The sequence below is a fragment of the Phaeobacter cretensis genome, assembly GCF_047372505.1.
GTDB lineage: Bacteria > Pseudomonadota > Alphaproteobacteria > Rhodobacterales > Rhodobacteraceae > Phaeobacter > Phaeobacter cretensis.
Window position 1 is genome coordinate 2794261 of sequence record NZ_JBKBEU010000001.1, and the last position, 17472, is coordinate 2811732.

16 protein-coding genes are annotated in these 17472 nt (G+C 57.8%); 11 read left to right on the forward strand and 5 right to left on the reverse strand.

All coding sequences use genetic code 11. The features are described from left to right. Window positions 1–106 precede the first annotated feature (106 nt). Window positions 107–580, forward strand: coding sequence for a hypothetical protein (locus ACEWZM_RS13305; RefSeq protein ID WP_414006889.1), 474 nt, complete (start codon window positions 107–109; stop codon window positions 578–580). A gap of 16 nt (window positions 581–596) precedes the next feature. Here ACEWZM_RS13305 and ACEWZM_RS13310 read toward each other — a convergent pair whose 3' ends face one another. The 5 genes from ACEWZM_RS13310 to tldD form a co-directional block, all read right to left on the reverse strand. Further along, window positions 597–1226: a 3-oxoacid CoA-transferase subunit B gene (locus tag ACEWZM_RS13310; RefSeq protein WP_414006890.1), complete on the reverse strand. Its 630-nt coding sequence runs from the start codon at window positions 1224–1226 to the stop codon at window positions 597–599. Window positions 1227–1238: 12 nt separating this feature from the next. After that, on the reverse strand, window positions 1239–1958 hold the full coding sequence (locus ACEWZM_RS13315; protein WP_414006891.1) for a CoA transferase subunit A: 720 nt from the start codon (window positions 1956–1958) through the stop codon (window positions 1239–1241). A 342-nt stretch (window positions 1959–2300) separates the two neighbouring features. Continuing rightward, the gene (gene topA / locus ACEWZM_RS13320) at window positions 2301–4988 is read right to left on the reverse strand and encodes a type I DNA topoisomerase (RefSeq protein WP_414006892.1); all 2688 of its coding nucleotides are present in this window, start codon (window positions 4986–4988) and stop codon (window positions 2301–2303) included. Between the two features lie 114 nt (window positions 4989–5102). Continuing rightward, window positions 5103–6341, reverse strand: coding sequence for a DNA-processing protein DprA (gene dprA, locus ACEWZM_RS13325; RefSeq protein ID WP_414006893.1), 1239 nt, complete (start codon window positions 6339–6341; stop codon window positions 5103–5105). 332 nt (window positions 6342–6673) lie between these two features. Further along, window positions 6674–8095: a metalloprotease TldD gene (tldD, locus tag ACEWZM_RS13330; protein ID WP_414006894.1), complete on the reverse strand. Its 1422-nt coding sequence runs from the start codon at window positions 8093–8095 to the stop codon at window positions 6674–6676. Between the two features lie 198 nt (window positions 8096–8293). On the opposite strand from tldD, the gene coxB reads away from it, so the two are divergent. From coxB to ACEWZM_RS13380, 10 genes are all read left to right on the forward strand, one after another. Next, window positions 8294–9133, forward strand: a complete 840-nt coding sequence (gene coxB, locus ACEWZM_RS13335) for a cytochrome c oxidase subunit II (RefSeq protein WP_414006895.1) — start codon at window positions 8294–8296, stop codon at window positions 9131–9133. Window positions 9134–9256: 123 nt separating this feature from the next. Then, window positions 9257–10198 (forward strand): heme o synthase, encoded by a 942-nt coding sequence (gene cyoE, locus ACEWZM_RS13340; RefSeq protein WP_414006896.1) that lies wholly within the window; start codon window positions 9257–9259, stop codon window positions 10196–10198. A gap of 1 nt (window position 10199) precedes the next feature. Next, a complete protein-coding gene (locus ACEWZM_RS13345; protein WP_414006897.1) occupies window positions 10200–10382 on the forward strand; it encodes a cytochrome C oxidase assembly protein in 183 nt (60 codons plus the stop codon). Next, the gene (locus tag ACEWZM_RS13350) at window positions 10382–10969 is read left to right on the forward strand and encodes a cytochrome c oxidase assembly protein (RefSeq protein ID WP_414006898.1); all 588 of its coding nucleotides are present in this window, start codon (window positions 10382–10384) and stop codon (window positions 10967–10969) included. The genes ACEWZM_RS13345 and ACEWZM_RS13350 overlap by 1 nt, the downstream gene beginning before the upstream one ends. A 24-nt stretch (window positions 10970–10993) precedes the next feature. Further along, complete coding sequence (locus ACEWZM_RS13355; protein ID WP_414006899.1) at window positions 10994–11809, forward strand: cytochrome c oxidase subunit 3; 816 nt, start codon at window positions 10994–10996, stop codon at window positions 11807–11809. Between the two features lie 120 nt (window positions 11810–11929). After that, window positions 11930–12604 (forward strand): SURF1 family protein, encoded by a 675-nt coding sequence (locus ACEWZM_RS13360; protein ID WP_414006900.1) that lies wholly within the window; start codon window positions 11930–11932, stop codon window positions 12602–12604. Between the two features lie 4 nt (window positions 12605–12608). Beyond that, window positions 12609–13997 carry a threonine synthase gene (thrC, locus tag ACEWZM_RS13365; RefSeq protein ID WP_414006901.1) on the forward strand — a complete coding sequence of 463 codons (1389 nt, stop codon included), beginning with the start codon at window positions 12609–12611 and terminating at the stop codon, window positions 13995–13997. After that, window positions 13994–15256: a M16 family metallopeptidase gene (locus ACEWZM_RS13370; RefSeq protein ID WP_414006902.1), complete on the forward strand. Its 1263-nt coding sequence runs from the start codon at window positions 13994–13996 to the stop codon at window positions 15254–15256. Before thrC ends, ACEWZM_RS13370 begins: the two co-directional genes overlap by 4 nt. Beyond that, window positions 15256–15846 carry a GNAT family N-acetyltransferase gene (locus ACEWZM_RS13375; protein WP_414006903.1) on the forward strand — a complete coding sequence of 197 codons (591 nt, stop codon included), beginning with the start codon at window positions 15256–15258 and terminating at the stop codon, window positions 15844–15846. Before ACEWZM_RS13370 ends, ACEWZM_RS13375 begins: the two co-directional genes overlap by 1 nt. Window positions 15847–15941: 95 nt before the next feature. Then, window positions 15942–17366, forward strand: coding sequence for an FAD-binding oxidoreductase (locus ACEWZM_RS13380; protein WP_414006904.1), 1425 nt, complete (start codon window positions 15942–15944; stop codon window positions 17364–17366). The last annotated feature ends 106 nt before the right edge of the window (window positions 17367–17472 follow it).

A 17472-nucleotide genomic window follows, 5' to 3' on the forward strand; every position in this document is an offset into this window, starting at 1 on the left:
ACCCAAATTGGCCGATCTACGGAGCGTGTTGTCTGCCTCAAGTAGTTTGGAGACAGGCATTATATTTGAGAATTGATCCGTCAGCTATTGCTGCGGGTCTCATGCGGTGACCGATAATATTGCTATGTTCGGCACGATCGCTTTTGTAGGATTTTTTGGACGGTTGGTCTTTGTAGCCTTTGGGCCGGGTCTGGCAAATGCGAACCCGCTCAAGAATTTCTCGGGCTTTGGGCGCGTTCTGTTGGCCGTGGCGCTGAATGTGTCGGGCAAGATGGCCAAGGCGCAGACTCTGTTCAAACGCCATCTTGTGGATCCTATCATCGTCACGGTGCTTGGTCGGGATAGCCGCGATCTGGCCAGCGATGATTGTTGCGTCATGCTGTTTGAGCAGGGGCGCGAGATGAGCGTCAACTGGTATGATAAGCGCGTCTATATCTATGAGATCCTGAACCCGTTAACGCTGCCACTTTGGTCGTTTCTGCGGCCGCAAATTCGACCGGAGCACCCGCGCAGGTCCTACGCGTTGGTGCATGGCATAAAAAACGGCCCGTCAGATAATCTGGCGGGCCGTATCTTTTAGTGCAGTCCCAATTGGATCAGTTGACGATGGTCGCCTGTGTTGCGGCGCGCAATTCGTCCTCGCTGACTCCATCTGCGGTCTCAATGATCTTAAGACCACCTTCGACCACGTCCAGCACGCCGAGGTTGGTGATGATGCGATCCACCACACCCTTGCCAGTCAGAGGCAGCGTGCAGCCCGTCAGGACTTTGCTGTCGCCGTGTTTGTTAGTGTGATCCATCACCACGACCACGCGGCCAACACCGGCCACCAGATCCATCGCGCCGCCCATGCCCTTCACCAGCTTGCCCGGGATCATCCAATTGGCGAGGTCACCGTTTTCGGCAACTTCCATCGCGCCGAGGATCGCCATGGCGATCTTGCCGCCGCGGATCATCGCAAAGGATTGTGCGCTGTCGAAATAGGCGGTTTGAGGCAGTTCGGTGATCGTTTGCTTGCCCGCGTTGATCAGGTCTGCATCCTCTTCGCCCTCAATGGGGAAGGGGCCCATGCCCAACATGCCGTTCTCAGATTGCAACGTCACGTTGACGCCATCGGGGATATGGTTGCTGACCAGCGTCGGAATGCCGATGCCGAGGTTCACGTACCAGCCGTCTTGCAGCTCTTGTGCCGCGCGGGCGGCCATTTGATTGCGGTCCCATGCCATGTCGCGGTCTCCTTATTCAGCTGCTGGGCGCGTGGTGCGCTGTTCGATGCGTTTCTCGTGATCGCCCTTGATGATGCGATGCACATAGATGCCGGGCAGGTGGATCGAGTCGGGGTCCAATGACCCGGTCGGTACGATTTCTTCCACTTCCACGACGCAGGTTTTACCGCAGGTGGCGGCCGGCGCATTGAAGTTTCGCGCAGTCTTGCGGAACACCAGATTGCCGGTCTCATCGGCTTTCCAGGCTTTTACGATGGCAAGATCAGCAAAGATCCCTTCTTCCATAATGTAATCCTGCATGGCGCCATCAGGGCCAGTGGGGAACTGTTTTTCCATCTTCCCTTCGGCGATCACAGTGCCAACACCGGTCTTGGTGAAAAAGCCGGGGATACCTGCACCACCGGCGCGCATCCGTTCGGCCAGAGTACCCTGCGGGTTAAATTCCAGCTCCAGCTCTCCCGAGAGGTACTGACGCATAAATTCGGCGTTTTCTCCCACGTAGGAAGAGATCATTTTTTTCACCTGCTTCGTCTGCAACAGGATACCGATGCCGAAATCATCAACGCCGGCGTTGTTGGAGGCAAAGGTCAGATCCTTGGTGCCCGAGTCCTTGATCGCGTCTAGCAGCAGCTCCGGAATACCACAGAGCCCGAACCCGCCAGCTGCGATGAACATGCCATCGTGCAGTAGACCGTCCAGCGCTTCGGCAGCGTTGGAATAAACCTTTTTCATATCCATCTCCCATGATCATCAGCCAGGTTGGCAAAGTTCTGACGCCCGCTGGGAGCAGAGTCAACGATACGGATAAAGATGGGTATTTCTACGGATCTGCCTAAGCAGTAAATGGGCAGACCTGCGGACTGTGGTCCCGTGGGGCCGCAGTCTATTCCTTCGATCTTACTGAGATGGCGCTTGGCGGATCTTAAACTGACACCAGGTATTGCAGACGCCATTGCTGAGCAGACGTAGCGCATTTTACGCGAACGTTTGGTAAGAGATGCGTGGCCGTAGGGAGCCAATTCATTTTGCGCCCTACGGGCTACCTTCCACTCTCTGGCGTTTTTCCGAGCAGGACTAGCTGTCGTTGCCGGAGCTCGCAGTCGTCTTCTTAGCAGCGGTCTTTTTGGCCGGAGCTTTCTTGGCGGCGGTCTTCTTTGCCGCGGTCTTTTTTGCGGGGGCTTTTTTCTTTGCGCCCGATTTACCTGCTTTCTCGGTGATCAGCTGCATGGCCAACTCGACGGTCACGTCTTTGGGCTCCACGTCCTTTGGTAGGGTCGCATTGACCTTCTCCCATTTGACATAGGGGCCGTAGCGGCCATCCATGATACTGATGGCACCGCCGCTTTCCGGGTGATCGCCCAACTCTTTCAGCGCCTTGGCCGCAGCACGACGGCCACGACCGGGATTGGCGCGTTTTTCAGCCAGCATTTCGACGGCCCGATTCATGCCAATTTCAAAAACGTCGAGCGTTTCCTTGAGGTTCACGTAGACTGGCTTTTCTTCGTCCGCTTTTTGATGCGCAATATAGGGGCCAAACCGTCCGAGATTGGCCTGAATGGTGCCGCCCTCCGGGTGCTGGCCCACGTCGCGTGGCAGTGTCAGCAAGGTGACCGCCTGTTCCAGCCTGATCTCGTTCGGGCCCCAGCTCGGCAGGAAGTCCCGGCCCTGTTTGGGCAGCGAGGAGCGCGGTGGTTTCTTGTTCTCAGGCGTTGCTTCACCACGTTGTACATAGGGGCCAAAGCGACCGGATTTCAGATGGATTTCATCGCCTTCATCCTCACCCAGAATACGTTCATAGCCTTCGGCACCTTCACCCGAGATAGGGCGGGTGTAATTGCATTCGGGATAGTTGCCGCACCCAACAAAGCCGCCGGTGCGCGATGTTTTCAGGTGCAACTGACCTGCACCACATTTGGGGCAGACGCGAGGATCAGTGCCGTCCTCGCGCGGGGGATAAAGCTGCGGCGCCAGCGCCTCATCCAATACGTCCAAAACTTCGGCGATACGCAGATCAGAGGTTTCGGCGATGGCGGCGGAGAAATCGCGCCAGAACCGGCCAAGGATATCCTTATAGTCGCGCTGGCCAGCGCTGACATCATCCAGTTCACCTTCCAGCTCGGCTGTAAATTCATAGCCCACATACGTGCGGAAGAAGTTCAGCAGGAAGATCGTGACGATCCGGCCTTTGTCTTCAGGGAACAGGCGGTTTTTGTCCTTGCGGACATATTCGCGGTCCTGAATCGTTGTGATCACAGAGGCATAGGTAGAGGGGCGGCCGATGCCCAGCTCTTCCATCTTTTTGACCAGTGTCGCCTCGGTATAGCGGGGCGGTGGCTGAGTATGGTGCTGTAGGGCGAGCACTGCGCCATTGTCAGACAGGACCGAGGCGTCGCGGCCTGCTTTTTCAGCCTGGGCGGCAAGCGAAGAGGCGAATTTCATCGGCTCGCCTTGCATCACTTGTGGCAGGCGTTTGTCATCATCGTCGGCGACATCGTCGCGGCCTTCTTCATAGACACGCAGGAAGCCGTCAAATAGCACCACCTGGCCGGTTGCGCGCAGGACGACTTGCTTGTCGTCGGAGCCAATGTCGACAGTGGTGCGCTCCATCCGGGCGCCTTCCATCTGGCAGGCTATGGTCCGTTTCCAGATCAGATCATACAATTTGCGCTGATCGTCTTCGCTCAGCTTCAGGCTGGCGGCATCGCGTCCCATTTCTGTAGGGCGAATGCACTCGTGCGCCTCTTGGGCGTTTTTTGCCTTGTTCTTGTAGATTCGCGGGCTGGACGGCACGTAGTTGGCCCCGTAACGGCTTTCGATCTCGGCTCGGGTTGCCTGTACAGCTTCGGGCGCCATGTCGATGCCATCTGTCCGCATGTAGGTGATGTAGCCCGCTTCATAAAGCCGCTGGGCTGTGTTCATACATTGCTTCGCGCCCATGCCAAATTTGCGGCTGGCTTCCTGTTGCAGTGTCGATGTCATAAACGGCGCAGAAGGGTTCCGGGAGGCGGGTTTAGCCTCGACCGAATCCACCGACAGGGCGCGACTGCTGACAGCCTGAACCGCCAATTCAGCGGCGGTGGCGTTGGCCAATCCGAACTTGTCCAGCTTGTCACCGGCCAGAACGGTCAGCCGGGCTTCTAGTTCCTGACCGCGCGGGGTTACGAGCTGTGCTCTTACGGACCAGTATTCCTGCGGGTTGAAGGCTTCGATCTCTGTCTCACGCTCAACGATCAGGCGCAGGCAGACCGATTGCACCCGACCGGCGGACCGCGCGCCTGGCAGTTTGCGCCACAGTACCGGTGACAGGTTGAAACCCACCAGATAGTCCAGCGCGCGGCGAGCCAGATAGGCTTCGACCAGCGGCATGTCGACTTGGCGCGGATTTTTCATCGCCTCAGCGACCGCTTCTTTGGTGATCGCGTTGAAGGTTACGCGGCTGACCGGTGTGTCCTTCTTGATCGAGCGGCGTTTGGTGAGCGCCTCTTGCAGGTGCCAGCTGATCGCCTCGCCTTCGCGATCGGGGTCAGTCGCGAGAATCAATGCGTTGTCGTCTTTCAGGGCGTCGGCAATGGCTTTGACGTGCTTGCGGCTGTCGGCTCCGACCTCCCAAGTCATTGCAAAATCATCATCCGGCTCGACCGAACCGTTTTTCGCAGGCAGGTCACGCACGTGTCCGTAAGAGGCAAGCACCGTGTAGTCGGAGCCAAGATATTTGTTGATTGTCTTAGCTTTAGCTGGGGATTCTACAACAACAACGGGCATAAATTCGTAAACCTCTGTGGGGCAGGAGTGCGAGCGCTCTATGGCGGGGCAACATGTGGGGTGCAAGGGGAGATTGTCAATCCGGCTTCGAATGACTTTGCGTTGTTGCGACAATCAACGCCGGTGTTTGGGGGAATCTTTGGCGCAGGATGCATCGCTGAAATCGCCCCGAAGCAGCAGTCCACCTGCCTCTCGGGTGACAGCGCCCGACATCTCCAGATCGGTGAGCGCGGGCGACAGATCACGCGATGTGACCGCAAGATCGCGGATTAACTGGTCCTCCGCGGTGGGCGAAGGGCCGAGCTGGTCTAGGATGCGTTGATGCAAGACCGCTGTTTCCTGGAGGCTGCGTTGTTCGGGCGGCGGCGGTGGTAGATCGGCGATGCTGGTTACTGTCTTGGATGCTTGGCGTTGTAGTACATTGGTCGGTGCGTCCTGCACCATACGATCGGTCAGATCTACTGGTGGCAGTGCGTCGATCACATCCTGCGCATTGCGCACCAGTTGGGCACCGTCGCGGATCAACATATTGCATCCAGCGGACCGGGCATCAAACGGGTGGCCGGGCACTGCAAGGACGTCGCGACCCAGATCCAGGGCATCCCGCGCTGTAATGAGAGATCCGGATTTTGCCGCTCCCTCGACCACGACAACGGCTTGCGCCGCGCCGGCAATGATGCGGTTGCGTGCCGGAAAATGACGGGATCGCGGTGACAGTCCGGGGGCGTGTTCGGAAATCATTACACCCTGTTCAGCGATGTCTCCGGCAAGCCGCGTATTCTCTGCGGGGTAGATCACATCGACACCACCAGCCATTACGGCGCAGGTGCCGGTGCGCAGCGCAGCCATATGCGCTGCGGTATCAATTCCCCGCGCCAATCCCGAGATCACGCAATACCCGGCTTCTCCAAGATCACGGGCAAGAGCGCGTGCCATACGTACCCCTAGTGAAGAGGCGTTGCGCGCGCCGACAATGGCGATGGTGGGCTGGGTGAGACGCGCAATATCGCCCACAGCCCATAGAATGGGTGGGGCATCACGCAGTGCGGTTAGATAGGGAGGATACCCTGCCTCATCAAAGCACAAAAGCCGCGCATGGGCGGCTTCTGCGGCCTTGATTTCGGCGAGTGCCGCATCGACAGAGCATGTTTCATACCCCTTTATGCCAGCGGCGCGTGCCATTTCAGGCAACGCGGATAGCGCGTTCTGCGCTGATCCATATTTCGCGAGGAGACGGTGAAACGTCACCGCGCCAACACGTCTTGAGCGCAAAAGACGGAGCCAGGAAATCCGTGTATCTTCCGTGGTGGGTGGGAGTGGGGGGTGAGTGGAAGAATTTGCTTCTTCGGTCATCCTGCGCTCCGCCTTGTTGCAAGACTATGATTAACTCTTGAGTGGTTAACAGGTGGTGAACACGGAGAATTAAAGGAAATATTTTAACAAACTCATTTCTAACTCATTCTATTATATGTGAAAAAAAACCAAGCTTTGGCAACGGTGCAGACGCGCATAAATAGCCACTTCCTGGCCCACCTTCCCTATATCGTAAAATTAGCGAAAATTGCCGCCGAGTCGGCCCTTCTGAGGTTGGGACAGCGACACGGCGGCGATTCTGACTACGATTCAGGAGGGGTGATCCCGATCAAAATGTTCACAGGGCAGGGTCACCTTTTTTGGCAGAACAATCAGGTCGCAGAGCCACCCACGGTCAACCCGCCCATCAGAACTGTGGGTTGTCCTACCCCTACCGGCACCCATTGGCCCTGCTTGCCGCAGTTACCCATACCGGGATCCAACGCCATATCGTTGCCAAGGGCGCGAATCTTGTTCAGCGCTGTCGCTCCATCGCCAATCAACGTTGCCCCTTTTACCGGGGCGCCGACCTTGCCGTCTTTTACGCGATAAGCCTCGGTGCAGGAGAACACGAACTTACCGTTGGTGATATCAACCTGTCCGCCACCAAAGCCGACGGCCCAAATGCCGTCCTTGATTGAGGCAACCAGATCATCGGGATTGGCGTCGCCACCCATCATATAGGTGTTTGTCATGCGCGGCATCGGCGCGTGGGCATAGCTTTCGCGACGGCCATTCCCGGTACTGGCAACCCCCATCAGCCGTGCGTTCTGACGATCCTGCATAAAACCAACCAGTTTGCCGTCTTCGATCAGGGTGGTTTTCTGACTCGGGGTGCCTTCGTCATCAATTGTGATGGAGCCACGCCGGTCAGGGATCGTGCCGTCATCCAGAACCGTGACACCCTTGGCCGCGATCTGCTGGCCCATCAACCCGGCAAACGCTGAAGAGCCCTTGCGGTTGAAATCCCCCTCCAGCCCGTGACCAATCGCCTCGTGCAGCAGAATGCCGGGCCAGCCAGGGCCGAGCACCACATCCATTTCTCCGGCAGGGGCAGGCACGGCCTCCAGGTTAACGCAGGCGATACGCAGGGCCTCGCGTACTTTGGCTTGCCAATCTGCGGGATCAACCAGACCATCCAGGCCAAGCCGCCCGCCACCGCCCGCAGATCCGCTTTCGCGACGGCCGTCCTGTTCAACGATTACTGAGACATTGAGCCGGGTCATGGGGCGTACATCACGTACGCGGTCGCCGTCTGCGCGCAGGATTTCCACTTCCTGCAGCGAGGCGGCCAGCATGGCTGAGACCTGCACAACGCGCGGATCCTGATCGCGGGCAAAGGCGTCGATCTCCCGGAGCGTCTCGACCTTTACCGCAAATGGCATGGCACCGATGGGGTCTTCGTCGGCGTAGAGTTTGGTATTGGTGCGTGGTGGCGGCGGGGCCATGGTGCCACCACCGTCTCCGACGGCCAATCGGGCTGTTTCCGCGGCGCGCATTAGCCCTGCAATGGACACATCGGTGGAATGGGCATAACCGGCCACCTCGCCATTCACGGCGCGCAGGCCGAAACCTTCCGCGGCGTCATAGCTGGCGTTGCGCAACCGCCCGTCATCGAACACGAGCGCTTCGGACTTGCGGCGCTCGACAAAAATCTCCCCGTCGTCCGCGCCTGAGAGCGCCTGACGCAATACGACGAGCGCCTCGTCCTCGGGCAGGTTGGTTTCAAATGGGCGGAAGGCTGCGGTATCCATGGTTGACCTCGGTTTTTTTGATCTAAATCAAGAAAGCGACGCTTTGACGCGAGCATTCCTCTTTAACTGCACGATAGAATATGATTTTTAGCAGCGTCAAAGACAACGGGTCCGACGCGTTTTGTGGAATCAAAATTTCATCATAGGACGTCGGCGCAGGAACAACTCGATCAACCGATCAACTGATCAGGACATGACATGAAGAACGCTTTGATGCTTTCCGGCCTTTTCTCCGGCCTTTCGAGCCTTCCAGCTATCGCGCAAGAAGGTCTGGAAACCATTGGCAAGCCAGTCGACGGCGGCCTTGGTTTTCAGCCGGCAGCGACCGAGCTAGCCGAAGGCGTCCATTCTCTAGACTACATGATCTTGGTGATCATTACGGCCGTTTGTGTGTTCGTTGCCGGGCTTCTGCTCTATGCGATTGTACGCTTCAACCGCCGTGCCAACCCAACGGCGTCGCAGTTCACGCACAACACCCCGATCGAAATCGCATGGACCGTGGTTCCGATCATTATTCTGGTGTTCATCGGCTCCTTCTCCCTGCCGGAGCTGTTCCGCCAGCAGGAGATCCCCGAGGGTGACATCACCATCAAGGTTACAGGCTACCAGTGGTACTGGGGCTATGAGTATGTCGATCATGAGTTTGGTTTTGAAAGCTTCATACTGGCCAAAGAAGACCTGGCCGATAACGGCTATGCCGAGGATGAATATCTGCTGGCAACAGACACTGCTGTTGTTGTGCCTGTTGGAAAGACCGTCGTGATGCAGGTGACCGGTGCGGACGTGATCCACTCCTGGACCATCCCGGCGTTTGGCGTAAAGCAGGACGCGGTTCCCGGTCGTCTGGCTGAACTGTGGTTCAAGGCTGACAAAGAAGGCATCTACTTTGGCCAGTGTTCCGAACTGTGCGGCAAAGACCACGCCTATATGCCAATCACTGTTAAAGTGGTCAGCCAAGAGGTCTATGACGCATGGCTACAGGGCGCGATCGAAGAATACGCCGGTCTGCCACAATCCTATCAGGTCGCTTCTAACTGAGCGATCCGGCTGGCGCTTGCCTTCGGGCAGATGCCGCCTAGCTATCACGTGAAAACGGATCGGGCCGCGCAGGTGTTGCGCGCCCGCTTTCGCTAAGACAGATCACGACCAAAAGAGAGCACAATGACTGACGCAAGCATCAATGCCAGCACCGTCCAGCAAGCGGACGCGGAGTTTGGGGACTACTTTGCCCTGCTCAAGCCGCGGGTGATGTCTTTGGTGGTGTTCACGGCGCTGGTTGGTCTGTTGGCTGCGCCCATCGGCGTGCACCCAGTTATCGGTTTTTGCGCAATTCTGTTTATCGCAATCGGCGGCGGCGCCTCCGGTGCGCTGAACATGTGGTGGGACGCTGATATCGATCAGATCATGAAACGCACCAAGAGCCGTCCGATCCCCGCAGGCAAAGTTGAACCCGGCGAAGCATTGTCGCTGGGGCTGGCCCTATCCGGCTTGTCGGTGATTATGCTGGCGCTTGCGACCAATGTGTTTGCCGGAGCGTTTCTAGCCTTCACGATCTTCTTCTACGTGGTGATCTATACCATGTGGCTAAAGCGGGCGACGCCACAGAACATCGTTATTGGCGGCGCAGCGGGTGCCTTTCCGCCGGTCATTGGCTGGATCGCGGCAACGGGATCTATGTCGGTGGAGCCATGGCTGATGTTTGCCCTTACCTTTATGTGGACGCCACCGCATTTCTGGGCGCTGGCGCTGTTCATGCGGTCTGACTACGATGATGCCGGCGTGCCAATGCTGACCGTGACACACGGGCGCCGTTCCACCCGCAACCACATCTTGATCTATACTGCCTTGCTGGCCCTGCTGGCGATTGGCACTGCGTTTTCTGGCATAGGTGGCCCTGTCTATCTGGCTGTTGCACTGGTACTGAACGCACTGTTCCTGCACGGTGCCTGGAAGATCTCTCGTCGTAATGAGAATGATTCCGAGGCGGATGACTTCAAGGTGGAGCGCAGCTTCTTCAAGTTGTCACTGCTCTATCTGTTCCTGCACTTCGGAGCGATTCTGGTCGAAGCGGTCCTGAAACCCTACGGATTTGGAGGCTGGTAAGATGAGCTTGCACAAGGAACATGAGCTGCACCAGCGGCGCAAGGGGCGCAATATCGGCGTCGGGCTGTTGCTGGGATCTTTCGTGGTGCTGGTTTTGGCACTGACAATGGTCAAGGTGACATCGGCTGGGTTCAAATTCCCGAACACCTCTGCCGCTACGCAACAAACCGAGGGTAAGGATTGATGGCTTTGCAGGGACCGCAGAAAACCGTTGTTCAATTGGTTGGTGTCGTTGTCCTGATGGGTGGTCTGTCTTGGGCGTCGGTGCCATTCTATGATTGGTTCTGCCGGGTCACTGGTTTTGGTGGCGTAACAGGTGTTGCCGAACAAGGCTCCGAGACAGTTTTGGATAATACCGTCACCGTGCGCTTTGATGCCTCAAAAGAACGCAACATGCCGTGGGAGTTCACCCCGGTTGAGCGTGAGATGGAAATCAAGATCGGAGAGACCGGGCTGGCGTTCTACGAAGCCTTCAACCCGACAGATCGACCAGTTGCGGGGCAGGCGTCTTACAATGTGACGCCCTATTCGGCGGGTGCTTTCTTTGAGAAAATTGCCTGTTTCTGCTTTGAGGAACAGGTCTTGCAACCGGGTGAGCGGGTTGAAATGCCCGTGACCTTCTTTGTCGATCCAGAAATTGTCGAGGATCGGGACGGAAAATACGTGCATACGATTACGCTGTCGTACACATTCTATGAAATCGATCTGCCAGAAGGGTATGCCGCCCTTGAAACCGGTGATACAGCCGGGGCAGGCACAAACACGAACTAGGCCGCTTTGGTGAGGGACACTTAAATGGCGCATGCTAAAAATCACGACTATCATATTCTTCCGCCGTCGATCTGGCCGCTGCTCAGCTCGCTTGGCACCTTCATCATGCTGTTCGGTGCGGTTCTATGGATGCACGGTATCACGGCCTATGCCTTCTGGGGCGGCTTTACTATGGTGCTGTATAGCGCCTATGCTTGGTGGGCAGAGGTTGTAGCCGAGGCACGTCAGGGCGATCACACCCCTGTGGTGCGTATCGGTCTGCGATACGGCTTCATTCTCTTCGTTATGTCCGAAGTGATGTTTTTCTTCGCTTGGTTCTGGTCGTTTTTCAAACACGCGATCTACCCGATGGAGACTTATTTTGGCACCGAGTATGTGGCGCCGAGCATCTACCCGGTTGATGCCTTCCACCTGCCACTGATCAACACGCTGGTTCTGCTGTTGTCCGGTTGTGCTGTGACCTGGGCGCACCATGCGCTGGTTCACAACAACGATCGCAAGGCGCTGATTCAGGGGCTGGCCATTGGTATCGCTTTGGGCGTGTTCTTCACCTTCCTGCAGGGCTATGAATACATCCACCTGCTGCATGAAGGTTGGGAATTCGGCGGCGACGAGTTCTACTCGAACTTCTTCATGGCGACGGGCTTTCATGGTTTCCACGTGGTCATCGGTACCATCTTCCTGACCGTATGCCTGATCCGCGCGATGAAGGGTGATTTTACACCGGAGCAGCACGTCGGTTTTGAGGCAGCTGCCTGGTACTGGCACTTTGTTGATGTGGTCTGGCTGTTCCTTTTCGTGGCTGTCTACGTCTGGGGCACCGCCGGTCTGGCCCACTAAGGAACTGATCTGAATTGTAACGGGTACAGGTTTGTGGTTTCGAATCCTGACCTGACCCCGTAAGACATGCAGCGCGCGGAGCCATGCTCCGCGCGCTTTCTCATTCGCAAGGATAGCGTGATGCGGCGGTTGATCTTTCTTTCCCTTGTCGGCGGTCTGGGCCTGACGGCGCTGCTGTCTCTGGGGGTCTGGCAGATGCAGCGGCTTGCATGGAAGCAAGACCTTCTGCAGACCATCGAGGCCCGTATCACAGCTGCGTCTGTAGTCGTGCCGAAGACCCCGATTGAAGATCAGGACCGCTACCGCGCCGTGACTGTCTCCGGTGAGATCGAGGATCGCGAGCTGCACGTCTTCTGGGTGACAAAAGACGCCGAAACCGGCTATCGCATCATCGTACCTTTGGTGACCGAAGGCGGGCGCCGGTTGCTGCTCGACCGTGGGTTTGTTCCTGCTGCGGACAAGGATGCAGCCCGTACCCATGGCACCATTTCGATTACTGGCAACCTCCTTTGGCCGGATGAAGGCGACTGGACCACCCCCACGCCTGAGCTGGACACCAACATCCTCTATGCGCGCGATGTCACCTATATGGCAGAGCGCCTTGGCACCGAACCTGTTCTGGTTGTTGCCCGTAGCGCATCTCCTCAGGCGACCGTAGTCCCGCAGCCCGTCACCACCGTGGGCATCCAGAACAATCACTTGCAATACGCGATCACCTGGTTCTCGCTGGCCGTAATCTGGGCCGCAATGACCATCTATTTCCTGTGGCGCTCGCGCCCAAAATCCGAAGGCTGAGCCGATGAAATACATCTCGACCCGAGGCCAAGCGCCTGAGCTGACCTTTGAAGACGCCATGCTGACCGGGCTTGCCCGTGACGGCGGTCTCTATGTTCCAGCTGAAATCCCCACAATGTCCAAAGATGAGATCGCCGATCTCGCAGGGCAATCCTACGAGGAGGTCGCGTTCCGTGTAATGCGCCCGTTCCTTGGGGATTGTTTCACCGATGAGGAATTCCGGGGCATCATCGCCCGTGCCTATGCCAGCTTCGGCCATGCTGCGCGTGCGCCATTGGTGCAGCTTGGGCCCAACCATTTCTTGTTGGAACTGTTTCATGGCCCCACGCTGGCGTTCAAAGATTTCGCCATGCAACTGATCGGGCAGCTGTTTGAGACCGCTCTGAAACGACGCGGCGAAAGCGTCACCATAGTTGGCGCGACCTCCGGCGATACCGGATCGGCAGCGATCCAGGCCTTTGGCGGGTTGGATGCGGTCAATGTCTTTATCCTCTACCCGCATGGCCGGGTCTCCGAGGTGCAGCGCCGGCAGATGACCACCCCCACTGATGCCAATGTGCATGCACTGGCGGTAGATGGCGATTTTGATGATTGTCAGGCGGCGTTGAAGGACATGTTCAACGACTTTGACTTCCGCGATGAGGTGCGTCTGGCGGGTGTGAACTCCATCAACTTCGCCCGCGTGCTGGCGCAGGTGGTCTATTACTTTACCTCCGCTGTGTCGCTCGGAGCGCCGGATCGCAAGATCAGCTTTACCGTGCCAACCGGCAACTTCGGTGATATTTTTGCAGGCTTCATTGCCAAGCAGATGGGGCTGCCGATCGACCAGCTGGTGGTTGCGACCAACCAAAACGATATTCTGCACCGCTGCCTGAGTGGCCAAGGTTATCACAAGGGGGAAACCATCCCGTCAATCTCGCCCTCGATGGATATTCAGGTGTCGTCAAACTTTGAGCGCGCCTTGTTCTATGCCTATGGGCAGGACGGCGCGGCCGTGGCACAGCTGATGGATGAGCTGAAGACAGGTGGCTTTGAGGTCAGTCAGGGTGCGATGCAGGCGCTGCAGGAGCATTATGTCTCGGGCCGCTGCTCTGAGGATGAAACCTCGGCGACCATAAAATCGGAACGTGCTGCCTCGGGGGAACTGTTGTGCCCGCATAGTGCCATCGGCGTAAAGGTGGCCAATGAACACCGCCATCAGACGGTTCCGATGGTGACGCTGGCGACCGCACATCCGGCGAAATTCCCGGCGGCCGTGGAAGATGCCAGCGGCGTGCATCCGCCCCTTCCCCAGCGCATGGCAGATCTGTATGACAGATTAGAACGGGTGACGCGGATTGCAAATGATCTGACGGCGCTTGAGACCCATATCAGAAAGCACATCGCCAATTGACAGTTCAACAACACCAACTCGCTAACGGGTTCAGGATCGTCACCGAAACCATGCCGGGGCTGCAGTCTGCAGCCATCGGCGTCTGGGTGACCGCCGGCGGGCGGAATGAGCGGATCGAACAGAACGGAATTGCCCATTTTCTAGAGCATATGGCGTTCAAAGGCACCAAGCGGCGTAGCGCGCTGGATATTGCTGAGGCGATCGAAGATGTAGGCGGCTATATCAACGCCTATACCAGCCGTGAGGTAACCGCCTACTATGCTCGTGTGTTGCAGGAAGACGTGCCGCTGGCGTTGGATGTTGTCGCAGATATCGTTCTGAATCCAGTGTTTGACCCGCGTGAGATCGAGATTGAGCGGGGAGTGATCCTGCAGGAGATCGGTCAGGCGTTGGATACGCCGGACGACGTGATTTTCGACTGGCTTCAGGAAGAGAGTTATCACGACCAACCCATCGGGCGGACAATCCTTGGCCCGGCGGAACGGGTGCGGGCCTTTGATCGTGCGGATCTGGAGCGTTTCGTGGGCGAACACTATGGGCCGGGCCAGATGATCCTGTCGGCATCAGGTGCGGTGGATCACGATGTGATTGTGAAAATGGCTGAAGATCTCTTTGGCGATCTAGCCTCCAAGCCGTTGATGATGCCCAAAGGCGCGACATTCACTGGTGGCGAAGCCAGGTACGAAAAGGCGCTTGAACAGGCCCATATCGCGTTGGCTTTTGAGGGTCCGGGATATCGCGATGATGCGATTTACACCGCGCAGATCTATTCCAGCGCGCTGGGTGGGGGCATGTCGAGCCGTCTATTCCAGGAGGTGCGAGAAAAGCGGGGCCTGTGTTACACTATTTTTGCTCAGACCGGCGCCTATGCAGATACCGGCACGCTGACGCTTTATGCGGGTACCTCGGGGGATCAGCTGGATGAATTGGCCGGTATCACCATCGACGAAATGAAGCGTGCCGCCTGCGATATGAGCGACGCCGAGGTGGACCGGGCGCGGGCGCAGATGAAGGCCGGGATGTTGATGGGGCTCGAAAGCCCGACCAACCGCGCCGAACGTCTGGCACGGCTTGTGCAGATATGGGATGACGTGCCGCCGCTGGCGGATACGGTTGCGCGGATTGACGCGGTGACCACCGCCGATGTGCGCGCTATGGCCGAAGATATGGCCCACGGTGCCTCAATGGCCTTGGCGCTTTATGGTCCGGTGGGCGATGCCGCTCCGCTGGCGGGTTTGCAGGAGAGGCGCGCGGCCTGATGTTGCTGACCGGACGCAAGGTGCGTATCGAGACCGAACGCCTGACGCTCAGGCCGCCGATCCATTCGGATTTTCGCGACTGGGCCGCTTTGCGGCAACACAGCCAGGGTTACCTGACGTCTTGGGAACCAAGCTGGGCAGCCGATCATCTGAGCCGCAAGAGTTTTACCAACCGTGTCTACTGGGCGCGCCGGGCGGTCAGTTCCGGCTCGGCGCTGCCCTTGTTCCTGATACGCCGCAGCGACCAGTCGCTGATTGGAGCCATTACACTCGACAATATCCGTCGCGGTCCTGCGCAAGCGGGTACACTGGGCTATTGGACGGGGCAGTCCTTTGCCCGCAATGGCTACATGCGAGAGGCCATTGGCGCCGTCGTACATCATGCATTTATCAAGCTGGATCTGTCACGGATCGAGGCCGCCTGCCTGCCGGAAAATGCTGCCTCACGGGGGTTACTTGAAAGCGCTGGCTTCAAATACGAAGGCGTGGCGCAATCATATTTGCAGATCAACGGGCGTTGGCGCACCCACGTCCTATATGCTTCCTTGCGCCATGATCGGCGCGGACGCACGCAGGTTGGTCAGGCCTGAGGCCACCAACAACAGGGCCGAGCCAATTGCCGAACCAATTGCTCCGACGGATCACAATGGTCGAACTTAAACAGATGGCAAAAGGATAAACACGCATGAGTCTGAACCCTGCCGACACTGGTTTTGTGGATCATCTGCGTGCGCAGCTGCCGGACGATGTGTTGCGTCCACCTGAGCCGCGCTATCTTGAGGAACCAAGGGGCCGATACCACGGACAGGCGGGGGCTATTGGGTTGCCGCGGTGTACGGAAGATGTCGCGACCCTGGTGCGTGCAGCCCATGCGGCGCATGTACCGGTGGTGCCCTATGGCGGCGGTACCGGGTTGGTCGGCGGACAGATCATGGGGGGGGATGGCCCCGCGCCTTTGGTGATTTCACTGGAGCGGATGACAGGTCTGCGCGGAGTTTATCCGCAGGAGAATGTGTTGTGTGTTGAGGCGGGTATGATCCTTGCCGACGTGCAGAAGGCGGCGGAGGATTCAGATCGCCTGTTCCCGCTGTCACTTGCGGCCGAGGGCACGGCCCGCATCGGCGGCACGCTGGCGACCAATGCGGGTGGCGTTAACGTGCTGCGGTATGGCAATGCCCGTGATCTGTGTCTGGGGCTGGAGGCGGTGTTGCCGACCGGCGAGATCTGGCACGGCCTAAGCCGACTGCGCAAGGATAACACTGGATACGATTTGCGCAACCTCTTGGTTGGGGCTGAGGGCACATTGGGCATCATCACTGCAGCTGCGCTCAAGCTGTCACCGATCCCGGCGAAGCAGGGCACAGCGATCCTGACCGTTGCCTCACCCGCCGCCGCGATTGATCTGCTGGCGATCGCCCGTGGCCAACTGGGCGAGACAATCAGCGCCTTTGAACTGATCCACCGTCAGGGGCTAGAATTTCTGCGTGAGACATTGTCGGACCTACGGCTGCCCTTTGCAGATCTGCCTGAATGGTGTGTGCTGATTGATCTGGGCTTATCAGAGGGCCGTAGCCCTGAGGAGGCGCTGTCCCGTCTGTTCGAGACTGCGCTGGAGGCGGGCCTGAGCCAAGACGGGGTGATTGCCCAGTCAGAGGCGCAGCGACAGGCGCTCTGGTCGGTGCGTGAACATATTCCGGAAGGCAATCGCCTGATCGGTTCGGTCTCCAGTCACGACATCTCGATCCCGATTTCACGTATTCCCGATTTCATCCTAGAGGGCGGCAAGCGACTTGCGGTTTTGGGTGATATGCGGATCAACTGCTTTGGCCATCTGGGCGACGGCAATCTGCACTACAATGTCTTTCCGGCCAACGGCAGGGATCGCAGCGCCTATGAGCATCTTCGAGATGATATAAAACGCACTGTGCATGATCTGACCCATGAGTTCGACGGCTCAGTCAGTGCGGAACATGGTGTCGGTCGTCTAAAAGTTGCCGATCTTGGGCACTATGGTGACCCGGTGAAACTGGCGGTAATGCGGGTGATCAAACAGGCGCTCGATCCGCATGGCATTATGAACCCGGGCGCAGTTGTGCCAGTGGCAAATTAGACCAAGACGCAAGGTGTTAAGGCCTGATCAGGCGGTTTGCAACCGGGCTCGCGCCGGTCGGCTGCGCATCAATAACGGCACCATGATCGCGATGTTGAGCCCGTTC